A 20,702-nucleotide genomic window follows, 5' to 3' on the forward strand; every position below is an offset into this window, starting at 1 on the left:
GGCGGCACGGTTCGTCATTGAAGCAGTTCGTTCGCCGGCATGCGGAATTTGATGACTCACAAGCTTATCGAGGACTGGATGGCTGAATCGAACAAGAAGGATGACAAACCGGCGGAAGGATTGCGCAAGGGCTTGACCAGTTACGGAGACAGCGGCTTTTCGCTGTTCCTGCGCAAGGCATTCATCAAGGGAGCCGGCTATACCGACAATGCGCTGGACCGGCCGGTGATCGGCATTGCCAATACCGGCAGCGCTTACAACCCCTGCCACGGCAACATGCCGCAGCTGATCGAAGCAGTCAAGCGCGGCGTCATGCTGGCAGGCGGGCTGCCGATGGACTTCCCCACGATTTCGATCCATGAGAGTTTCGCCTCGCCGACCTCCATGTATCTGCGCAACCTGATGTCCATCGACACCGAGGAAATGATCCGCGCCCAGCCGATGGACGCGGTGGTGCTCATCGGCGGCTGCGACAAGACCGTGCCCGCGCAGCTGATGGGCGCGGCATCGGCCGGCATTCCCGCAATTCAGCTGGTGACCGGGTCCATGCTGACCGGATCGCACCGCGCCGAACGTGTGGGTGCGTGCACCGACTGCCGCCGTTACTGGGGCAAGTACCGCGCCGATGAAATCAACGACGAAGAAATCGCCGACGTCAACAATCAGCTTGTTGCCAGCGTCGGCACCTGCTCCGTCATGGGCACCGCCAGCACCATGGCCTGCGTGACGGAAGCGCTGGGCATGATGGTGCCGGGCGGAGCATCGCCGCCGGCAGTCACTGCAGACCGCATCCGCGTCGCCGAGCGTACCGGCGCGGTCGCCGTGGCCATGGCCAGGCAAAGCCTGACACCCGACAAGATCATGACCGGCAAGGCCTTCGAGAATGCGCTGCGCGTGCTGCTGGCCATCGGCGGTTCCACCAACGGCATCATTCACCTGACCGCGATGGCCGGTCGCCTCGGCATGGATATCGACCTCGATCGCCTCGACGCGATGGGGCGCGAAACGCCGGTGCTGATCGATTTGAAGCCGTCCGGCCAGTACTACATGGAAGACCTGCATAAAGCCGGCGGCGTGCATGCGCTCCTGCGCGAACTCAAGCCGCTGCTGCATCTGGATACGCTGACAGTCACCGGGCGGACATTGGGCGAGGAGCTGGAAAGCGCCGGCCCCGGCTTTCCGCAAAACGTGGTGCGCCCGTTCGCGCAGCCGATCTATCCGCAGGGCGGCATTGCCGTACTGCGTGGCAATCTCGCGCCCGGCGGCGCGATCATCAAGCAGTCGGCCGCCAACCCGGAACTGATGGAGCATGAAGGGCGGGCCGTGGTATTTGAAAACCTGGAAGACCTGGTGACACGCATCGACGATGAAGACCTCGATGTGAAAGCCGACGACGTGCTGGTGCTCAAGCATATCGGCCCGATTGGCGCCAGCATGCCGGAAGCCGGGTACATGCCCATTCCGAAGAAGCTGGCGCGTGCCGGCGTGAAAGACATGGTGCGCATTTCCGATGGCCGCATGAGCGGCACGGCAGCCGGCACCATCGTGCTGCATGTCACGCCAGAGTCGGCCATCGGCGGTCCGCTTGCCTATGTGAAGAGCGGAGACCGTATCCGCCTGAGCGTGAAGAATCGCGAAATCAGCCTGCTCGTGTCGGATGCCGAACTGGAGACGCGCCGCAAGGCCAGCCCGGTGACGCCGCCGACCGCGGAGCGCGGCTACCGCCAGCTGTTCCTGAAATGCGTGACACAGGCGGACAAGGGCGTGGACTTCGACTTCCTGCGCGCCAGCGAAACGACGGAGCGCATCCCGCGCGACCGGAGCTGAAGATGGCGGCAAGACGAGATACGCATGGCCCGCAGGACCAGAGCGCGATGCCTCATTGAACGACGACGGCGAGCCTGCGGGCTTGCATGATATGGATTCCGGCTGACAAGACGGAATCAGCATTACCACCTATAAAGGAGGAGACACCCATGAAATTTCCATCCACATGCGGGACCATCGGCCGCATGCTCGGCCTGCTGGGCCTGGCTACCAGCCTCACTCTTGCTGCAAGCGGTGCAGCGCAGGCCGCCTATCCCGACAAGCCGATCAAGCTAGTGGTGCCTTATCCGCCTGGCGGCGCCACCGACATCATCGGCCGCGTCGTCGCGCAGAAGCTCGGCGGGGCGCTCGGCCAGCAGGTGGTCGTCGACAACCGCGGCGGCGCGGGCGGCAACATCGGCGCAGCCGCGGTCGCCAAGGCGGAGCCCGACGGCTACACGCTGCTGATGGGCGCGCTGACATCGCATTCCATCATGCAGACGCTGGAGCGCAAATCGCTGGGATACAACCTGGAAAAGGATTTTGCGCCGATCACCATGGTCGGCTCCGTGCCTTTGGTGTTCGTCGTGCATCCTTCGGTGCCCGCCAGAAACCTGAAGGAACTGATTGCCTTTGCCAAGTCCAAGCCCGGCTTTCTGACCTATGCTTCCTCCGGCGCCGGCGCGCCGCAGCGCATGGCGGCCGAGCTGTTCAAGCGCACCGCAGGCGTGGACGTGATGCATGTGCCCTACAAGGGAAGTGGCCCCGCGATGAACGACCTGGTCGGCGGCCAGGTCCTGACGATGGTCGAGACAGTGCCTGCGGCGCAGAGCTTTATCAAGGCCGGCAAGCTGCGCGCGCTGGCGGTCACCACCCCGCAGCGCATCTCCATGCTGCCGGACGTGCCCACCGCTATTGAAGAAGGTCTGGCAGGCTTTTCGGTCAGTTCAATGTTCGGTGTGCTGGCGCCGGCAAATACGCCCAAGCCCATCGTCGACCGCCTGAACGCGGAACTGGTCAAGATCCTTCAGTTGCCCGAGGTCAAGGAGCAATTGCTCCAACAGGGCGCCTATGCGATGTCGACTTCGCCAGAACAGACCAGAGAGCGGATCAAGCAGGAAATCTCGATGTGGGCCAAGGTGATTGAAGACGCCAAGATCACCAACGATTGATCGAGGCTGTATCAAGCCTCTATTACGGAGCATTTCCGGCTGCCTGCGCCGCATGGCCGATTCCCTGCCGGCGCTTTGCTTCTTCGCGCAGACTGTCGATCAGCAAGGCGGTCGTCCGCCGCTTCAGCGTCGATACCCTCACCAGCACGCCGATTTCCCGGCTGAGCGGACGCCCCGGCAAAGGCAGTGTCGCGATGCCCTTGGTGGTGATCAGGGGCACGAGGCCGCCGGGGATGATCGACCAGCCGAGGCCTTCGCTGACCATTTCGAGAATGACGGATGGCTCGTCCAATTCCATGCCGTCCTGCACCCAGAGATGATGCTGTTTCAGATAGCGGTCGACGATATGGCCGCCGTACGAATTGCGGTTGTAGCGGATGAAGGGCAAGGTGCCCGCGAGCAGCGGCAGATCCTGCGGCCAGTCGGCGGGCAACACCACGACATAGTGTTCCTCGATCAGCAAGATCCACTTCAAATCGGGGGGAATGCCCAGGCGCGGCTTGATGATGACGGCAATATCGAGTTCCTTCGCATCGATCTGCGTAAGCAACTGGGTCGACATGCCGGGGATGATGTTGATATGGACGTTGGGAAAGTGCGAGCGGAAGCTACGCAGGGCCTTGGGCAGCAGGGCGGCTTGCACCGTCGATATCGCACCCAGATCGATGGGACGACTGTCCGACGAACCTTGACTGGCACCCTTCATGCGATCGTACAGGTCGAGCATGTGGATGGCATCCGGCAACAAGGCCTGGCCGGCATCGCTGAGCGAGACTGACTTGCCGGTACGTTCGAACAGCATGGTGCCGAATTCCTCTTCCAGCTTGCGGATCTGGATGCTCACCGCCGACTGGGTGAGGCCGAGTTTCATGCCGGCAGCAGAAAAGGAAGAGGTTTGGGCAGCGATGACAAAGGTACGGAGATAACGGATCATGTATAAAAATCTTTTATGCCAGGACTAAAAATCTTTCGTTTCATATTAAAGATTTGCTTCACTATAATCAATTGGTAACGCGCCGCGGCACTGTTTGGTAGCGTTTTTATCATTACCCACTGAAGGTTTAACCTAGAGCGGATTGTGTATCGGTGTGAGGGTAGCGAAGCGGTCTGCTGCGTTTCCTGGGGATGAGTGCAAGGCGCCAAGCGGAGGCAGGGTTGGTTCCCTGCCGAGCATTGGCAACGCCGCAATCGCCCCAGGCAACGCAGCAGAACCCATACACTGATATGCAATCCGCTCTAGTAGTTCAACGAAAGGAGTCCCATGTCGGCCATACCGCTGTTTCACCTCGCGTTTCCAGTCAACGATCTTGCCGAAGCACGCCGTTTCTATGGCGGCCTGCTGCAATGCCCCGAAGGCCGTAGTTCCGATGAATGGGTGGATTTCAATTTCTACGGTCACCAGATCGTCGCTCATCTCGCGCCGCAGGAAAGCAAGCAGGGTCCGACCAGTGCGGTCGACGGTCACGACGTGCCGGTTCGCCATTTCGGCGCGATCCTGCCGATGGAGAAATGGGAAGCGCTGGCCGACAGGCTGCGCAAGGAAAACATCGACTTCGTGATCCAACCCCATGTCCGCTTCAAGGGAGAAGTAGGGGAACAGGCCACGATGTTCTTCCTCGATCCATCAGGCAACGCCCTCGAATTCAAGGCGTTCGGCGACCTTAGCCAGGTCTTCGCCAAATAAGCCCCTATTCTTAAATAAGCCGCTATTTTTGAAAACATTTCAATCACACGCTCATGTCCGATTACGTCTTCACACCACCGGCACAGGCTTCCATTGCCGTTCAAGGCAGCCAGCAACGGCTTCCGATTCGCCGCGTATTCTGCGTCGGCCGCAACTATGAAGCACATGCCCGTGAAATGGGCAACGATCCAACGCGCGAGCCGCCCTTTTTCTTCATGAAGCCGGCTGACGCGGTCGTGTCGGCGCTAGGCACGGTGCCATATCCACCGCTGACGGAAGACCTGCACCATGAAATCGAAATGGTGGTTGCCGTCGGCAAGCCCGGCGTCAATCTCAAGGCGGAAGAAGCGTTGGATGTGATCTGGGGTTATGGCGTCGGCGTCGACCTGACGCGCCGCGACCTGCAGAACGTGGCCAAGAAGATGAGCCGCCCATGGGACTGGGCCAATGGCTTTGATGCCTCAGGTCCATGCAGCCCCATCGTGCCGGTCGAGCGCACCGGCCATCCGCAGGACGGCCGTGTCTGGCTCGCCGTTAATGGCGAAGTCCGGCAGGAAGGCAACCTGAACGAACTCATCTGGCCGGTGGCCGATGTGCTGGCCTATCTCTCGCAAAGCGTCGCGCTGGCGCCCGGCGACCTGATCTTCACCGGCACGCCGGCCGGCGTCGGCGCGCTGCAGCCGGGCGATCGCGTCACTGGCGGCGTGGCGGGTGTCGCGGAAATCAGTTTCACGATGGAATCGCGTCCGGTCTGAGGTTCGGCTGGCTGAAAAACAATAGAGCGGATTGCGTATCGGTGTGAGGGTAGCGAAGCGGTCTGCTGCGTTTCCTGGGAGTGAGTGCAAGGCGCCAAGCACAGGCAGGGTGGTTCCCTGTCGAGCATTGGCAACGCCGCAATCGCCCCAGGCAACGCGGCAGAACCCATACACTGATACGTAATCCGCTCTAGATATCTAAGAAGTGAGGAGGAGACAACATGGATCTCGCAATCAAGGGAAAGACCGCGCTGGTATTCGGCGCGGGCGGTGGACTCGGCGGCGCGATCGCGCAGGCGCTGGCGGCTGAGGGCGCCAATATCGTGCTGGCAGACATCAGCGTCGAAGCGCTTTCCGTAACTGCGAATAACCTCAAAAGCACCGGGGCGCAAGCCATGTCGCTGACATGGGATATTGCCGACCTGTCCGTGATCGATACCCATATCGGGGCGATCGAGCAACGCTTCGGTGGCGTCGATATCCTGGTCAACAATACCGGCGGGCCGCCGCCTACGCCGGCCGCGGGGCAAGCGCCAGAGATGTGGTCAAAGCACTTTCAGTCAATGGTGATGTCTGTAATTGCAATCACCGACCGCGTGCTCCCGGGCATGCGCGCGAAGAAATGGGGCAGGATCATTACCAGCACCTCCTCCGGCGTCGTATCGCCGATTCCCAATCTCGGCATGTCGAATGCACTGCGCATGTCATTGGTCGGATGGTCGAAAACGCTGGCGCGCGAAGTCGGGGGCGATGGCATCACCGCCAACATCGTGCTGCCAGGCCGTGTCGCCACCGCGCGCATCACCTTCCTGGACGAGCAGAAGGCCAAGCGCGAAGGGCGGCCGGTCGAGCAAGTGACTGCCGAGAGCACGGCCTCGATTCCGGTCGGGCGCTATGGCCGTCCTGAAGAATACGGTTCCGTCGTGGCCTTCCTCGCCAGCCAACAGGCCGCTTATGTGACTGGATCGGTGGTGCGGGTCGATGGCGGCCTGATCGCCAGCGTCTGATATTTGATAACAGGCACTTCAAAGCCAACCATCCAGAAAGGGAATCCCATGGGTACCGAATCCAAGCCGCTCGATCCCGCGATCCGCGAAGCACTATCAGGCATCTCAACCGCCACGCTGACCACTGTTCTGCTCAAGAAAGGGCTGAGGAATGTCTGGATGCGCGGCACCGTGCCGATTGCAGCAGGGCAGCCGCGTATCGTCGGACGCGCCTTCACCTTGCGCTTCGTTCCAGCCCGCGAAGACCTCGCCACGCCGGAATCCTGGTCGTCGCCGATCTCGACCCGGGCAGCGATCGAAGCCATGCCCGAAGGCTGCGTTGCCGTCGTGGATGCAATGGGCGTCACCGACGCCGGCATCTTCGGCGACATTCTCTGCGCCCGGATGAAAAAGCGGGGCATCGCGGCGCTCGTGACTGACGGCGTGGTGCGCGATCTTGCGGGTGTGCTCGGCACCGGTCTGCCGGTCTGGTGCCGTGGCGCCGCGGCACCACCCTCGGTGGCAGGTCTGACCTTTGCAAACTGGCAGGAGCCAATCGGCTGCGGCGGCGTTGCGGTGTTTCCCAACGATGTCGTGGTGGTCGACCAAGATGGCGCTGTGCTCATCCCGGCCGCACTGGTTGATGAGGTGGTAGCTCTTTCGGCGGAGCAGGAGCGCCTGGAAGGCTGGATCATGGAACAGGTCGAGCAGGGAGTGCCGTTGCCAGGACTGTATCCACCGAATGCGGAAAACAAGGCCCGGTATGAGGCGTTCAAGGCGCAGGAATAGGGCGTAGAAACAAGGACCTGTAACAAGACCCTGTAACAAGGAACCGACATGAATACACTCGACACATCCGCCAAGGGCGTTTACCTGATTGCAGTCACGCCGTTCCGCGAGAACGGCGAACTGGACCTGGAAAGCACCGACCGCATGGTTGATTTCTATATCGACAAGGGCGCCACCGGCCTCACCATCCTCGGCATCATGGGCGAGGCGACCAAGTTGACTGCCGATGAATCCCGCATCTTCGTGAAGCGGGTGCTGGCGCGCGTGAACAGCCGGGTGCCGGTCATCGTCGGTGCATCGGCGCCCGGCTTTGCGCCGATGCGGGAACTGACGATGAGCGTGATGGAAATGGGCGCGTCCGGCGTGATGGTGGCGCCGCCCTCGACGGTACGCACCGATGACCAGATCGCCGCCTACTTCGACATGGTCAACGAAACCCTCGGTCCCGACGTGCCCTGGTGCCTGCAGGATCATCCGGTGTCGACCGGCGTGCAGATGTCGACCGGCGTGATTCTTCGCATCCTCAAAAATTCTCCGAACTGCGTGATGCTCAAGCATGAGGATATGCCGGGCCTTGCCAAGCTCGGCGCGATCCGGGCGGCGAGCGAGCGCGGCGACATCAAGCGCATCTCCATACTCACCGGTAATGGCGGCGGCCTATTCCTGCCGGAGGAAATGACGCGCGGCGCCGATGGCGCGATGACGGGATTTGCCTATCCGGAAATGATGGTCGGCGTGGTCAACGCCCATGCTGCCGGCGATATCGAACGGGCCCATGACATCTTCGATGCTTATCTTCCGCTGGCGCGTTATGAGCAGCAACCCAATATCGGCCTCGCGGTGCGCAAGCACATCATGGCTGAACGCGGTGTGATCGATTCGGCGGCGGTACGCAAGCCCGGACCGAAACTGACGGCGGCCGACATTGCCGATATTGAGCGCCTGACTCGGCGGCAGGAAAAGCGGCTGCGCGAGATCCAGTAAAAACGCCGGCAAACCGCGCATGGCGCTTCATCTTCCGTCTGGCGTTGGACGCTAAACAGGCAATGGACATGAAGCGTTTTACAGGTATGACGTTTCCCTTAAACATCGACTCCCACTCAACATGACCGCTGTGACTGCATCCCGGGAATTATCTTCCACGTCGCATTCCGCGCCGAGTTCAACCGTTGTGCCGCCGAGCTTGCGACCGCTGCGCTGCCTTGACGATTTCGAGCAGGCGGCGCGACTGCGCCTGCCGCGCCCGGTGTTCGGCTACCTGTCGGAAGCGGCGGAGACAAAGCGGTCGCTGCGCGACAATCGCGAATGCTTCGACGACTTCGGTTTCGTGCCAAGGGTCATGATCGATGTGTCCAAGCGCTCGATGGCAACGACCTTGCTCGGACACGAATATGCGGCGCCCTTTGGCATGGCGCCCATGGGAATCAGCGCCCTGTATGCCTATCGCGGTGACCTTGTTCTCGCGCGCGCTGCGGCAAGGGCCAATATTCCGATGATCATGAGCAGTTCTTCGCTGATCCGGCTGGAAGACGTCGCCAGCGAAAAGCTGGGCGCGTGGTTTCAGGCTTATCTGCCTGGAGATGCGGAAGACATTACCGCGCTCATCGAGCGGGTCGCCAAGGCCGGATTCACTACTTTGGTTCTGACCGTCGACACGCCGGTGACCCCAAACGCAGAAAACTTTGCCCGCAACGGCTTTTCCTCTCCCTTGCGTCCCAGCATGCGCCTGGTCTGGGAAGGCGTCTCCCATCCAAGATGGCTGTTCGGCACTTTTCTCCGGACAATCGCACGCCACGGCGTGCCGCACTTTGAAAATAATTACGCAAAGCGCGGCGCTCCGATCCTGTCTTCGTCGGTGACGCGGGACTTCGCCGATCGCGGGCATCTGAACTGGGAGCATTTTGCACTGCTTCGGAACCTGTGGACCGGCAAGATCATTGTCAAGGGCATCCTTCACGAACACGATGCGCGCATCGCCCGCGACATGGGAGCGGACGGCATCATCGTATCGAACCATGGCGGGCGCCAGCTCGACGGCGCGGTGGCGCCGCTTCGCGTCCTGCCGGAAATCGTAAAGGCTTGCCCGGACATCCCGGTAATGCTGGACGGCGGAATCCGGAGGGGCACCGATGTGCTCAAGGCGTTGGCCCTGGGGGCGAAATTTGTCTTTGTCGGCAGGCCGTTCGGTTTCGCACTGGCGGTCGGCGGCGCGCAAGGTGTGACCCATGCGCTGAACCTGTTGGCACAGGAAGTCTCGCGCAACATGGCGATGCTGGGCATCACCAGGCTTGAAGAACTTAATGCAGACATGCATCTGTTTCGGAACCAATAGGGCAGCTGTGCGCAAGGCCCATATCCGGATGACGGGATTGAACGTCCTAAGCGTGCCGTATAAGCACAGTAAACCCATCTTTGATTTCGATGAAAAAGCGGCGGAGCGTTATGCGCTTGATGCGCGGGCGTGAAGGGCAGGGCAGGCTCGATGCTCTGCTGCACTGCGGTACTTTGCGGGCCGGCATATTGATAGAGTAGATGGCATTGCATGGTCTGCAACAAACGCCATGCAGTGTAAATGGAGACATCAACGATCGCCCATGCGTCGTTCCCTGATGCACTAAAACAAAAGGAGATGAAATGTTCCGTCAAATCTTACGCGCCTCTTTTGCAGTCGCCGCCTTCTGCCTTGCAGCCGCATCCTCAGCCCAGAATATTTCGGTTGCCACCGGCGGCACCGGCGGTGTCTATTATCCGATGGGCGGTGGATTGGCTTCGGTCTTGTCGAAGTACGTTCCTGGTATGCAGGCAACTGCGGAAGTTACCGGCGGCTCGGTCGACAATCTGAAGCTGATCGGCACCGGCAAGCCTTATGTCGGCTTTTCCATGTCGGACGCAGCGCAGGATGCCTTCAAGGGCGAAGACAAGTTCAAGTCCGGCAAGGTGCCGGTGCGTACGCTGGCAGTGCTGTATCCGAACCGCATGCATCTGGTGACGATCGAGGGCCGCGGCGTCAACAAATTGTCTGACCTCAAGGGCAAGCATATCTCGACCGGATCGCCGGGTAGCGCAACCGAGGTCATGGCCTTCCGCATTCTTGAAGCCGCCGGCCTCGACAAGGATAAGGACGTCAAGCGTGAACGCCTGTCGGTGGCGGAATCGGTCAATGCAATCAAGGACAACAAGATTGATGCATTCTTCTGGGTCGGCGGCTTGCCGACCGCGGCTGTGACCGACCTCGCCAACACGCCCGGCACCAAGATGAAGATGATCGACCATTCCGAAGTGGTCACCGCGATGAACAAGAAATACGGCGATCTTTACATCGAGGACACCATTCCGAAGACAGCGTACAAGGGTATGGAAGCCGACAACAAGCAGGCCACGGTGATGAACATTCTGGTCGCCAATGCCAACATGGATGACAAGACCGCATACAACATCGTCAAGACCATCTTCGAGAAGCGCGACGAGCTGATTGCGGTGCACAAGGAAGCGGAAAACTTCAAGCTCGACAACCAGAAGACGGCCAACTCACCCGTGCCGTTCCACCCTGGCGCGGTGAAGTATTTCACCGAAAAGGGTCTCAAGTTCAACTAAGACCCCATCAAGCAATTCCGGTTTAAAGCCCCGCCTGCGTGCGGGGCCGTTCCATTGGTATGGTTGCATCGGAAGCGATATATGCGTTGCAGGCGTAGTGTAGTACCACGCTACGTCATGCCGCATCAAAGAATATGGGGACAAGGAAATGAGCGCACCAAACGGATCGAGCCCGCAAACAGAGCCGGTCATTAGCGAAGAGGCCCTGCGAAAGGCCGAACAGTACATCGAGGAAGAAGAGGGTGCGGCAAATCGCATGACCGGGTGGATCGGCGGCTTCCTGGTGCTGGTTGCCGTCGTCATGTCGCTGTTTCATCTATATTCCGCTTATGCCATCGTGCCGACCCAGACCCTGAGGCTCGTGCATGTGGCGTTCGTGCTCTTCTTGTCCTTCCTGTTGTTTCCGCTGGCCAGACGCTTTCGCCACAACATCATGTGGTGGGACTGGATTGCGGCATTCCTGGCAATTGCAATCGTTGTCTATGCCATCATGGGTGGCGACGATTTCACCGACCGCAACACCACGCCCGAGCCGCTGGATATCTTCTTCGGTGTGGCGCTGATCCTGCTGGTGCTGGAAGCGATGCGCCGCACCACCGGGTGGATCATGCCGGTTGTTACGGTCTGCTTTCTGCTGTATGCGTTGTTCGGTGCCTACCTGCCGCAGCCGTGGACGCACAAGGGTTATGAGGTCGGCCGTCTTGTCGGCCAGATGTACATGACGCTGGAAGGCATTTTCGGCGTGGCGGTCGATGTTTCATCGTCGCTCATCATCCTGTTCACGATTTTCGGTGCGTTCCTGCAATTCTCCAACGCCGGCAAGTTCTATATCGACTTTTCGTTTTCCGCGATGGGTGGCAAGCCTACCGGTGCCGGGCGTACCGTGGTGCTCGCCTCCTTCCTGCTTGGCGGTCCCTCCGGCTCGGGCGTGGCAACCACCGTTACCTTGGGCTCGGTGGCCTGGCCCATGCTGGCCAAAGTGGGATACGAACGCAATGCGGCCGGGGGCTTGCTTGCAGCTGGCGGTCTCGGCGCGATCATTTCGCCGCCGGTGCTGGGCGCGGCTGCATTCCTGATCGCTGAGTTTCTCAAGATTTCCTATCTCGACGTATTGATGATGGCGGCCATTCCGACCATCCTGTTTTATCTCGCGTTGTTCTTGATGGTCGAAATCGATGCGCGCAAATACGGCATGGGCGACACGGCGTTCGAGAAGGTCGACACCGTATGGAACCTCACGAGGCGGTACTGGTTTCACTTCCTGTCGCTGATTTCCATCGTCGTCTTCATGATGCTCGGTTATTCGCCGGTGCTGTCGGTATTCTGGGCCACCATCGTGACTTTCCTGGTCAGCTTTCTGCGTTCCGATACCGCGCTGCTCTCCTATGACCTGTTCCGTGGCAAGGGGTCATTGAAGGAACACATTCTCAATTCAAAGCTGGTGAAGGCGCTGGAAGCCGGTTCGGTCGGCATGCTCAATGTCGCAACCACCTGCGCAGGCGCAGGACTGATTGTTGGGGTCGTCACACTGACGGGCCTGGGATTGAAATTCAGCTCCATCGTCATCGACTATGCGGGCGGCTCCTTGTTCCTTACCACGCTCTATACCGCCCTGGTCGTGTGGATTGTCGGGCTGGCGGTGCCGGTGACCGCCAGCTACATCATCTGCGCGGTCATTGCCGCACCGGCGCTGACCAAGCTTGGCGTGCCGGACTTTGCCGCCCACATGTTCATCTTTTATTACGCGGTGCTGTCGGAAGTTTCACCCCCGACCGCCTTGTCTCCGTTCGCCGCTTCGGCCATTACCGGCGGTGATCCCTACAAGACCACGATGCAGTGCTGGAAATACACGGTGCCCGCCTTCCTGCTGCCTTTCATGTTCGTTCTTGATCCGAGCGGCCAGGGGTTGCTGCTGATGGGTTCCACCAAGGCGCTGGCCAGCGCGAACTGGTGGTCGATCGCCGAGGTGACAATTACCGCGGCCATCGGCATCGCCGCGATTGCAGCCGGCTTCCAGGGATGGATGTTCGTACGTACCACGCTGCCGGAAAGAATCATGCTGATCATTGCCGGCTTCGCGCTTGTTTATCCGGGCATGATCGCGGACGTGCTCGGTTTCGGCCTGGTGCTGGTGGCGCTTGTCTCGCAATATGTGCGTGGCCGGCGCGTGGCGCTCAGGGCGTGATCCTTGGTAATACAATCATCAGAGCGAGCTTGATCAGACCTTCTTATCGTTGAACACTGGATTCCCATGATGAAACACCGTTTGCTGCAACACGGACGCCTGATGCCGGCGCTTGAATCGCAACTGCAGGCCGATTTCGACATCCATCCGCTCTGGAGTGAAGCCGATCCGGCCGGCTTTCTTGCTGCGCGTGGAGTCGAGTTTATTGGACTGGTGACCTCTGCACGGATAGGGGCAGATGCCGCGTTCATCACATCGCTGCCAAACCTGAAAGTTATTTCCAGTTTCGGCGTCGGTTATGAAACGATTGATATTGATGCCGCGCGCCGACAGGGAGTGGCTGTCAGCAATACACCAGATGTCCTCAATGACTGCGTTGCCGATCTCGCATTCGGCATGCTGATTGATGTTGCACGCGGTATTTCATTCGGCGACCGCTTTGTACGCCGCGGGGACTGGATGCGCAATGTCGCGATTCCGCTTGCCACGCAGGTTTCCGGAAAGCGTCTGGGAATACTCGGACTGGGCCGCATTGGACAGGCGATCGCCCGGCGCTCCTTTGGTTTTAACATGGACGTTCGCTACCATTCGCGCCGTCCTGTGGCCGACGTGTCGTGGCAGTATGCGGCTTCGGCTGTGGAACTTGCGGAATGGGCCGATTTTCTCGTGGTTGCCTGTGCAGGCGGTCCGGCAACACGACACCTCGTATCGGCCGCGTTGCTGGAGGCGCTTGGGCCCCGGGGCTACCTCATCAATATCTCGCGCGGCAGTGTGGTCGATGAAAAGGCATTGGTCGCAGCTCTGGCCGACAAGCGCATTGCCGGCGCTGCGCTCGATGTATTTGAGAACGAGCCTCAGGTGTCCGAGGAACTACTGTCGATGGAAAATGTGGTAGTGCTGCCTCATGTCGGCAGCGGCACCCATGAAACACGGACGGCGATGGGCAATCTCGTGTTGTCAAACCTGAAAAGCTTTTTCGATACCGGCCGTTTGCTCACGCCAGTGATGTAGTAGTGTAGTGGCGTTGCGGCAGCGGCCCGCAACCCACGCAGAACCGGCTGCGAGTAATGAACTTGCAGACGAAGCTGATCAGTGGCGCACCAATCGTTCCGACCTTGTTGGGCGGAACGACACTTCACGTCGGGCAACGCTGGATCGTCTGTCGGTATCGGGCACCGCAGAGACAGGAATCAGTCAGGGAGACTCGCGTGCCGCACCGTCACACTCAACCATTTTTTGAGCGACTAGGCGTCTGCCATCGGGTCTGCCATGACCAACGGTAAGGGAGGATTGAAGGCGGGAAGGCGAGATTTTAGGGGAACGCTTCTCCTTGCTTGCTTCGCCGCTTTCGAGGTTAGCCTAGCAGGTAATGCATAGTCGCCATATAACGCGGGGCACGTATCGCGCAGTTGTACCGAAGGAGCGAAACTAACGTTCAAGTATGACGAGCTGGCGACAACGCTTAAGCGAAGACAATGCCGAGCGCCACCGCCATGCGATCCGGGAGACGATTTCTCGCCTGCGCAGCCTTGAAGACAAGAACTATCGCGTCATGGAATCCCAATTGAACGATGTTGCGCTCTGGGCGGCCAAGGAGTGTATCGGCCCCTCCACGTTCGAGTGGATGCTCGACCGCATCGAGGAACTGGTCGAAGCTGCCTGTTCCCGCAAGCAACCCGAAATGATCAAGGCAATGAACAATTACATGCGGCGCGCGACCGCCATTGTTCAGCAAGCCATGATGCTGCGATCAGGGAAGCGCCAGCATGCTTTTGCCAGTGTTATTACGCATACCGCATCGCTGGAAGGCGAAAGCCAGGACGCTTTCCTGGAAGCCGTTGGTGCCCAGTTTGCGCCCGCTGAGGTGCGCCTGATCGATCCCGCAACGTTCAAATTGCGCACCATCGCACACCGCCGCAAGGCCCTGACCGTCACCTTAAAACCCAGAGTCACCCGTGAGGCGCGTCTGGCAGCGGCTCTTGATAGGGCCGAAGCCAACGCGTTTGCCTTGTCCAATGAAGATGTACGTTCGTTCTTACTGGCCGAATATCGCCTGCGAAATCGGGCCTTCCGGCTGTCGACGCTGCCATTTAACAATGCGATTGATGTGCTGACCGCCATGCAGGCGATTGAATCCATCCGCTCCCCCGCACCTGACAGCGGTGTGCAAATCAAGGCGACAAAGCTACCCACCAAGCTCCTGACCGATTGCTATCAGGGCAACGATTACTTGATCGAGATAGTCAACAATGCTGATAAAACTGCTTGAAGAAAAACTGCGTGAGAAAAACGTCACGCGTGAGCGTTTCCAGGAAATCACCAACCGCCTGATGGCCTATGGCGTGATCGTTCGCGCCGATGAGAGCGTTGAACAGCGTCTGTATGATGACGCCCGACGCATTGAGAACATCATCGAAGAAGTGTTTTTCCTGATCGGTTTTCGCCTGCTGCACGACTCGAGTTTGGAATTTTTCAGGCTTTATCCGCCGGGCGCACAGGTTCCCGGTGTGGCTGATGATGGCAATGAGCCGGTCCCCTCCCTGCGGGCGCGTCTTTCACCGGATTTTGTCGCCGCAGCGCTGGCATTGCGGTTTTTGTACCAGCAAGGCTTACATGACGGCACTAAACTGACGGATTCCGGGGAAGTCATGGTGCGGTTCGAGGATATCGCCGCCGCCATGCAGACGAACCTGCGGCGCAAGATGCCGGATACGCTGGGTGAAAAGAAGCAGATTCTCAACGAGCTGCGGCGTCACCGTCTGGTCAATTTCGGAGGAAATTTCGACTTGAACGACGATGAAGTCTATCTGACTATCCGGCCCACGATACTTAGCATCATCGGTGAAGATGCCATGGCGGCAGCCCTTGAAGGGGTGGGCATTGAGGAAGAAGAAACCGCCACCGAAGAGGGGGAACTGTGAAACTCGACAAGCTTATCCTGGTGAATTGGGCCAATCTGCAGCCCGGCGACTATGAATTCGGCAATATGACCCTGCTGACCGGTGCAACTGGCGCCGGCAAATCCACCAAGCAGGATGCGCTACAAACCGTCATGACGGCGACGTACCAGGGCATTTTCAGCTTCAACCCCGCCCAGGGCGAAACCACGCAGAACTCCCGCAATGGCAAGACGAAGCGCACGCTGTGGTCATACATCGTTGGTGCGGCCGACAATTTATATGCACGACCCGATGGCGCACATGGCTATGTCGCTGCTGTTTTCCAGCCCAGCGAGGGAGAAGAGGGCAAGCCCTTTACCGCTATCGTGGCAGCGGCGGCCCGGGTGGACGGGGCCGGCGAGCGCCGGCAGGCCATCCAGGAAAAGTTAGCCTTGCTGATCGTCGATGGCGCTGTTCTGACATATGAGGACTTTTGCTCAACCGATAAGGACGGTTCGCTGTCCGTCCACCCGGTGGACAAGATCGATGTGCACCTGAAAGCCAAGTACGCGCAGGTACACAACCTGAAGGAGTCGAAACGGGAATATCTGTGTCAGCTATACGGGCGTTTTCGCGGCGCGAAGTCGGTACCTTTTCCTGAAGCGGAATCTGCGGCCAAAGCATGGGTGCAGGCGATCGCCCAAAAGGAGATTGGCAGCGTCAACGAACTGATCCGCGACCACATCCTTGACCATGACAAGGTACAGCTCGGCCAGCGAATCGGGCAGGTCAGCGAAATGATGCGGCAAATCAGCGGCTTGCGCAAAGATGGCGAACGGTTAGAAGAAAGCATCAAGCACCTGGAACACCTGTACCACCACGCCAGTACCGGTCTGAACCACTATTGCGACCAGCTTGTTCTGGAAGCTACCGACGCGCGCCGGATTGTGGATGAGGACGGCAAGCGCGAAACCGAATACAACGACAGGATCAGGGATGCCGGCGAAGAGCTCGAGCGGCTCAAGACCCATATTGAGGAATTGAAGCAAGACAGCAGCACGCTGGAAGAAAGCCGGTCAGTCGTGCAGGCCAAGCTGATGGGCATTCCCGCCGAAGTCGAGCGCAAGAATATCGAGGCGCGCATTGAGGAAGCCAAGAAACAGGTCGGACAGGCGATCCATGCGCTTCTGGCCAATATCGGCGACGCAAAACAGCTGTACGAGACCTCGCGCAAGCTATTGGGGTACGAATTTGCAGCCAACCAGTCACGATTGACGGACGCGCTCACAACACTCTCGCCCAAGGCAGCGGCGTGTAGCAACATCAGCTTCGAAGCCAGCCAACAAACACTGAAGAGCCTGGCGACATCCACCGAACTGAATACGCGTGACATTTTGGAGTTGTCGAAGTCGCTGGACGGACTCGACAAGCATTTCCAGAATCTGTACCAGGCGCTTGCTGGCGCGAATGACAGTTTTATCGCTGCATTGCAGCGGGAGTCCGGCTCGCTGGCTGCGGCCATTGCATCAGCACAGGAGCGGCAAAAAGCAGCGCATGAGCGTAAATCCAACCTGGCTGGGGGCGGGGCTGACTATCCGCGCCATACCCTTGTGGCATTAAAACGCATGCGGGAAGATCTGCCCATGGCGCGGGTACAGGTACTGTGCGACTTGATCGAGCCTGTCGATGTGGCATGGCAGTCGGCAATCGAAGGCTTCATGGGAGGTGCACGGTTTAACTTCGTGGTGGAGACCGAGTGGGAAGGTCGCGCCATCGAGTTTGTTCGAAAGAACAATCTCAGGGCCAATATCATCCAAGGCGCAATGTGTATGAAACACGCGAACCCCCGGAATGTGCATCCCAATTCCATCATTCATGAACTGATAACGGAACATCCGATTGCCAAGGCGTATTTGATCGACCAGTTTGGCAGTGTGGAGAAAGTCACTGACGTCGAATCGCTTCGCTTCACTTCTCGCGGGCTAATGATCGATGGCAAGGCCAGCGCGTCGCGTACCATGTTCGTCGCGGAAGCCATGGATCTCGTGTTCGGCAAGGAAGCTCGCCGCCAGGCTTACCTTCGGGCCGAAAAGGAGCATGAAGAAGCCGAATCGCTGCTCATCGATTTGCAGGAACAGCAAAGAGAACTGAAGTCCTTGTCGGATCTGGTCGGGAAATGCCGACAGGTATCCTTTGCCGATGTCGGTCAGCTCGATCGCGCAGCGCGCGCGATGGAGGCGGCCACGCATGAAATGGCCCGTCTCGATCTGACTGAAGCCGATGAACTGCACAAGGAACTGATAGCCATCAAGGCGCAGATCAATTCGTTAGTCGGCAAGCAGGAAGAATCCAACCGGAGGATAGGTACTCTGCAAAACCAGCAGAAGCAAATGAATATAGAACTGCAGGCATTGCTCCATCGCCGCAAGGAAAATGAAGACAAGCTCAAATCTGCCGTCAATGCGTTGCGCAACCTGAGCACGGCCAACCCGGAGATTTCCTTCACCAACCTGATGGAAATGGTAGAAGGCAATCTTGCTAACCACCGCACAGCAACGCGTATTACCGATGCGCTCAATGACGCGCGGACCGGTTTTACCCAAAGCGTGGCAGATACCCGCAGTGCACTGGAATCCTACAATCTACAAACCAAGCACCAGAACGAGCGGTTCGATTTCAACCTCTACATGGCCGGAAAGGGGCCGTACTGGGAGTTGTACCGCACGCTTGTAGAACTGCAGCAGGCGGTGAAAGAGCAGTTGCGCCTTCAGCGCGATATCGGCCTGGTCAAGAATATCGAGGAGATTCGCAAGGCGGAAGACTCCTTCAAGGACGTCTTTACCAAACAGTTCTGTTACGAGATCCGAAACGCCGTCGACAACGGGATCAATACGCTGCGTGCGCTGAATAAGGAACTGGAACGACTCAAGTTCGGCACAGATAAATTCAAGATTGACTGGTCGCACTGGGAGCCAGAGTACCAGCAGTACTACGATTTCTTTGTTGCTGCATACGACCTGTCGGAAAGCCGCGAAGGTGGAAACCTGTTCGGCAAGGAAGAACTGGAACTACAGCACTGTGCAGTACGGGACAAGCTGGTTGCCCTGTTACTGGACGATGACCAGGATCACGCCAGCCAGGAATTGATGAGAATTGCTGACTACCGGAATTACCGCAGATATGAGATCTGGCGCGAATCCGATACCGGCTCGCGCGTGGCCCTGTCCGGTTGGGGCACGGGTTCAGGCGGCGAACTGGAAACTCCAGCCTATATCATTCGCGCCGCGGTGTTGACGTGCCGACTGAAACTGTTTGAAAAGGGCGCACACCTGAAAATAATGATGCATGACGAGGCATTTTCCCTGATGGATGAGCGCCGCGCCCATGATGTCATCAGCTATATCCGCGACACCCTCGGCATGCAGATCATCCTGGCCATGCCTACCAAGCAAGCCGGTGGTTTGCGTCCGGAATTCAACAAGGAATGGTCGTACACGAAGACTGAAGCCGTCGGCAATGGCGAAGTCTCTTTCGTCACCGAAGCCGATGAGCGGGATCTGCGACCAGACAAACTGCGCGATCTGTGGGAACAGCGCCGGCAGGCCGTGCGCGAGCAGGCGCGCATCGCGTTTGACAATGACGATGAAGAAAGGAAAGCCGCTTGACCCTGCCATTGTGGATAAGTCAGCCTGGTATCAGCCAGTTGCTCAATATGCTGGTCGACCGCATGGACAGGGCAGATACCGATGGCAAAACGGTGCAACGGTCCATCCCGTTAAACGAAAAGACCTGGCCGCGTTTCTTCCTGGCCGACATGGAGGAAGAAAAGGAAGCTCTGTGGTCTCACCTAATGCAAATCGAGGCCATGGGGTGGCTTACAGCCCGGCATGACCGATCGCGCCACGGGGAAGCGCCTTATCAGCTAAAGCCCAGGATTGATATTCGTCTGCCAGAACAGATCAGATCGGCCTGCAACCGGCCGCAGCGCGTTAAGAGTCCTGCGGAGATATGGCGCGAAGCCGTAGCAGCCCATCTGGAATCGCCAGAAAGCGTCAAGGAAAAAGTATCTCGCTACTGCATCGATATTCCGGGCCGGTCGGCAGAGGAAATCGTCCGGCAGCTCAATCTCCTTCCCACCCTAAAAGACCAGCCACTGTTGTTGCGCGAGGTCTCTGCGCGGCTTTTCTGGCGACTGTCCAAGGTGCTCGCTAAGCGGCAGGAAATGGTGCAGGCGATTCTTGGGCTGGATGAATGTCCCTTCCCAGAAATGCCAGTGCTGCTGAATGTGTGGCTGCCACAGGAAGGATTTAACGAGGTACTGTTCATCGAGAACATCACTACGTTTGAGCGCGCCACCCAGGAAAGAGATGGCCGCTTTAAGAACGTCGCACTCGTCTTTAGCAGCGGTTACAAGAGCAGCGCCATGCGCATGCGTACTTCAGGCGGCGCTTCCCTGTATTTTGCCCAGCACGGCACCATGAATACAGCTGATACCGCCCGGTTCCATAACTGGCTAATGGGCGCCGTTAACCTGCCAATCTACTTCTGGGGAGATATGGATTATGCCGGCATGGATATTTTGAGGAGCCTGCGTCTGCCTTTTCCGGATGCACAAGCATGGAAACCGGGCTACGAGCCCATGGCTCAAGCATTACAAGCTGGACATGGCCATACACCCGAAGAAGCGGGGAAAGCCGGCCAAAATTCAGTGGAGACCACAGGGTGCGAATACGCCGATACGATGTTGCTGCCCGTTCTGCGCGCCTCCGGCCGCTTCATTGACCAAGAAAGCCTTTAACTGGGTAGCTGCGCTGCGACCTGGCATTCCATGGGATCAGCAGAACACCTGGTC

Annotated in this window: 16 protein-coding genes; 15 read left to right on the forward strand and 1 reads right to left on the reverse strand. The window is 58.7% G+C overall.

Going from position 1 to position 20,702, the window contains the following annotated elements; all coding sequences use genetic code 11:
* The first annotated feature begins 78 nt into the window (after positions 1–78).
* Both D3871_RS28090 and D3871_RS28095 read left to right on the forward strand, forming a co-directional pair.
* On the forward strand, positions 79–1,827 hold the full coding sequence (locus D3871_RS28090) for an IlvD/Edd family dehydratase (RefSeq protein WP_119772856.1): 1,749 nt from the start codon (positions 79–81) through the stop codon (positions 1,825–1,827).
* A 149-nt stretch (positions 1,828–1,976) separates the two neighbouring features.
* Positions 1,977–2,978 (forward strand): Bug family tripartite tricarboxylate transporter substrate binding protein, encoded by a 1,002-nt coding sequence (locus D3871_RS28095; RefSeq protein ID WP_420799685.1) that lies wholly within the window; start codon positions 1,977–1,979, stop codon positions 2,976–2,978.
* A gap of 22 nt (positions 2,979–3,000) precedes the next feature.
* Here the strand turns inward: D3871_RS28095 and D3871_RS28100 are convergent, their stop codons facing one another.
* Positions 3,001–3,912, reverse strand: a complete 912-nt coding sequence (locus D3871_RS28100; protein ID WP_119772353.1) for a LysR family transcriptional regulator — start codon at positions 3,910–3,912, stop codon at positions 3,001–3,003.
* Between the two features lie 327 nt (positions 3,913–4,239).
* Between D3871_RS28100 and D3871_RS28105 the strand changes: the two genes are divergently transcribed.
* The 13 genes from D3871_RS28105 to D3871_RS28165 all read left to right on the forward strand — a co-directional run bounded on the left by D3871_RS28105 (position 4,240) and on the right by D3871_RS28165 (position 20,648).
* Entirely contained in the window at positions 4,240–4,662 is a 423-nt protein-coding gene (locus D3871_RS28105; RefSeq protein WP_119772354.1) for a VOC family protein, read from the forward strand.
* A 53-nt stretch (positions 4,663–4,715) separates the two neighbouring features.
* Entirely contained in the window at positions 4,716–5,417 is a 702-nt protein-coding gene (locus tag D3871_RS28110) for a fumarylacetoacetate hydrolase family protein (RefSeq protein WP_119772355.1), read from the forward strand.
* 221 nt (positions 5,418–5,638) lie between these two features.
* On the forward strand, positions 5,639–6,424 hold the full coding sequence (locus tag D3871_RS28115; protein ID WP_119772356.1) for an SDR family oxidoreductase: 786 nt from the start codon (positions 5,639–5,641) through the stop codon (positions 6,422–6,424).
* A gap of 48 nt (positions 6,425–6,472) precedes the next feature.
* A complete protein-coding gene (locus tag D3871_RS28120; protein ID WP_119772357.1) occupies positions 6,473–7,192 on the forward strand; it encodes a ribonuclease activity regulator RraA in 720 nt (239 codons plus the stop codon).
* A 48-nt stretch (positions 7,193–7,240) separates the two neighbouring features.
* A complete protein-coding gene (locus D3871_RS28125; protein WP_119772358.1) occupies positions 7,241–8,176 on the forward strand; it encodes a dihydrodipicolinate synthase family protein in 936 nt (311 codons plus the stop codon).
* A gap of 121 nt (positions 8,177–8,297) precedes the next feature.
* On the forward strand, positions 8,298–9,524 hold the full coding sequence (locus tag D3871_RS28130) for an alpha-hydroxy acid oxidase (protein ID WP_119772359.1): 1,227 nt from the start codon (positions 8,298–8,300) through the stop codon (positions 9,522–9,524).
* Between the two features lie 302 nt (positions 9,525–9,826).
* Complete coding sequence (locus D3871_RS28135; RefSeq protein WP_119772360.1) at positions 9,827–10,786, forward strand: TAXI family TRAP transporter solute-binding subunit; 960 nt, start codon at positions 9,827–9,829, stop codon at positions 10,784–10,786.
* A gap of 148 nt (positions 10,787–10,934) precedes the next feature.
* Complete coding sequence (locus D3871_RS28140; protein WP_119772361.1) at positions 10,935–12,971, forward strand: TRAP transporter permease; 2,037 nt, start codon at positions 10,935–10,937, stop codon at positions 12,969–12,971.
* Between the two features lie 69 nt (positions 12,972–13,040).
* A complete protein-coding gene (locus tag D3871_RS28145) occupies positions 13,041–13,982 on the forward strand; it encodes a 2-hydroxyacid dehydrogenase (protein ID WP_119772860.1) in 942 nt (313 codons plus the stop codon).
* A gap of 430 nt (positions 13,983–14,412) precedes the next feature.
* Positions 14,413–15,240, forward strand: a complete 828-nt coding sequence (locus D3871_RS28150) for a hypothetical protein (protein ID WP_119772362.1) — start codon at positions 14,413–14,415, stop codon at positions 15,238–15,240.
* Positions 15,221–15,892 (forward strand): DUF4194 domain-containing protein, encoded by a 672-nt coding sequence (locus D3871_RS28155; protein WP_119772363.1) that lies wholly within the window; start codon positions 15,221–15,223, stop codon positions 15,890–15,892. The genes D3871_RS28150 and D3871_RS28155 overlap by 20 nt, the downstream gene beginning before the upstream one ends.
* Positions 15,889–19,515 carry an ATP-binding protein gene (locus tag D3871_RS28160; protein ID WP_119772365.1) on the forward strand — a complete coding sequence of 1,209 codons (3,627 nt, stop codon included), beginning with the start codon at positions 15,889–15,891 and terminating at the stop codon, positions 19,513–19,515. The genes D3871_RS28155 and D3871_RS28160 overlap by 4 nt, the downstream gene beginning before the upstream one ends.
* Entirely contained in the window at positions 19,512–20,648 is a 1,137-nt protein-coding gene (locus D3871_RS28165) for a Wadjet anti-phage system protein JetD domain-containing protein (RefSeq protein ID WP_233575845.1), read from the forward strand. Before D3871_RS28160 ends, D3871_RS28165 begins: the two co-directional genes overlap by 4 nt.
* Positions 20,649–20,702 lie beyond the last annotated feature (54 nt).

The organism is Noviherbaspirillum saxi (genome assembly GCF_003591035.1).
Classification (GTDB): domain Bacteria; phylum Pseudomonadota; class Gammaproteobacteria; order Burkholderiales; family Burkholderiaceae_D; genus Noviherbaspirillum; species Noviherbaspirillum saxi.

Excerpts from the sequence above, each read along its gene's own strand:
- D3871_RS28120 (WP_119772357.1), top strand. The coding sequence starts at position 6,473 with ATGGGTACCGAATCCAAGCCGCTCGATCCCGCGATCCGCGAAGCACTA.
- D3871_RS28135 (WP_119772360.1), top strand. The coding sequence starts at position 9,827 with ATGTTCCGTCAAATCTTACGCGCCTCTTTTGCAGTCGCCGCCTTCTGC.
- D3871_RS28105 (WP_119772354.1), top strand. The coding sequence starts at position 4,240 with ATGTCGGCCATACCGCTGTTTCACCTCGCGTTTCCAGTCAACGATCTT.
- D3871_RS28155 (WP_119772363.1), top strand. The coding sequence starts at position 15,221 with ATGCTGATAAAACTGCTTGAAGAAAAACTGCGTGAGAAAAACGTCACG.
- D3871_RS28140 (WP_119772361.1), top strand. The coding sequence starts at position 10,935 with ATGAGCGCACCAAACGGATCGAGCCCGCAAACAGAGCCGGTCATTAGC.
- D3871_RS28150 (WP_119772362.1), top strand. The coding sequence starts at position 14,413 with ATGACGAGCTGGCGACAACGCTTAAGCGAAGACAATGCCGAGCGCCAC.
- D3871_RS28090 (WP_119772856.1), top strand. The coding sequence starts at position 79 with ATGGCTGAATCGAACAAGAAGGATGACAAACCGGCGGAAGGATTGCGC.
- D3871_RS28100 (WP_119772353.1), bottom strand. The coding sequence starts at position 3,912 with ATGATCCGTTATCTCCGTACCTTTGTCATCGCTGCCCAAACCTCTTCC.
- D3871_RS28130 (WP_119772359.1), top strand. The coding sequence starts at position 8,298 with ATGACCGCTGTGACTGCATCCCGGGAATTATCTTCCACGTCGCATTCC.
- D3871_RS28145 (WP_119772860.1), top strand. The coding sequence starts at position 13,041 with ATGAAACACCGTTTGCTGCAACACGGACGCCTGATGCCGGCGCTTGAA.
- D3871_RS28125 (WP_119772358.1), top strand. The coding sequence starts at position 7,241 with ATGAATACACTCGACACATCCGCCAAGGGCGTTTACCTGATTGCAGTC.
- D3871_RS28115 (WP_119772356.1), top strand. The coding sequence starts at position 5,639 with ATGGATCTCGCAATCAAGGGAAAGACCGCGCTGGTATTCGGCGCGGGC.
- D3871_RS28095 (WP_420799685.1), top strand. The coding sequence starts at position 1,977 with ATGAAATTTCCATCCACATGCGGGACCATCGGCCGCATGCTCGGCCTG.
- D3871_RS28110 (WP_119772355.1), top strand. The coding sequence starts at position 4,716 with ATGTCCGATTACGTCTTCACACCACCGGCACAGGCTTCCATTGCCGTT.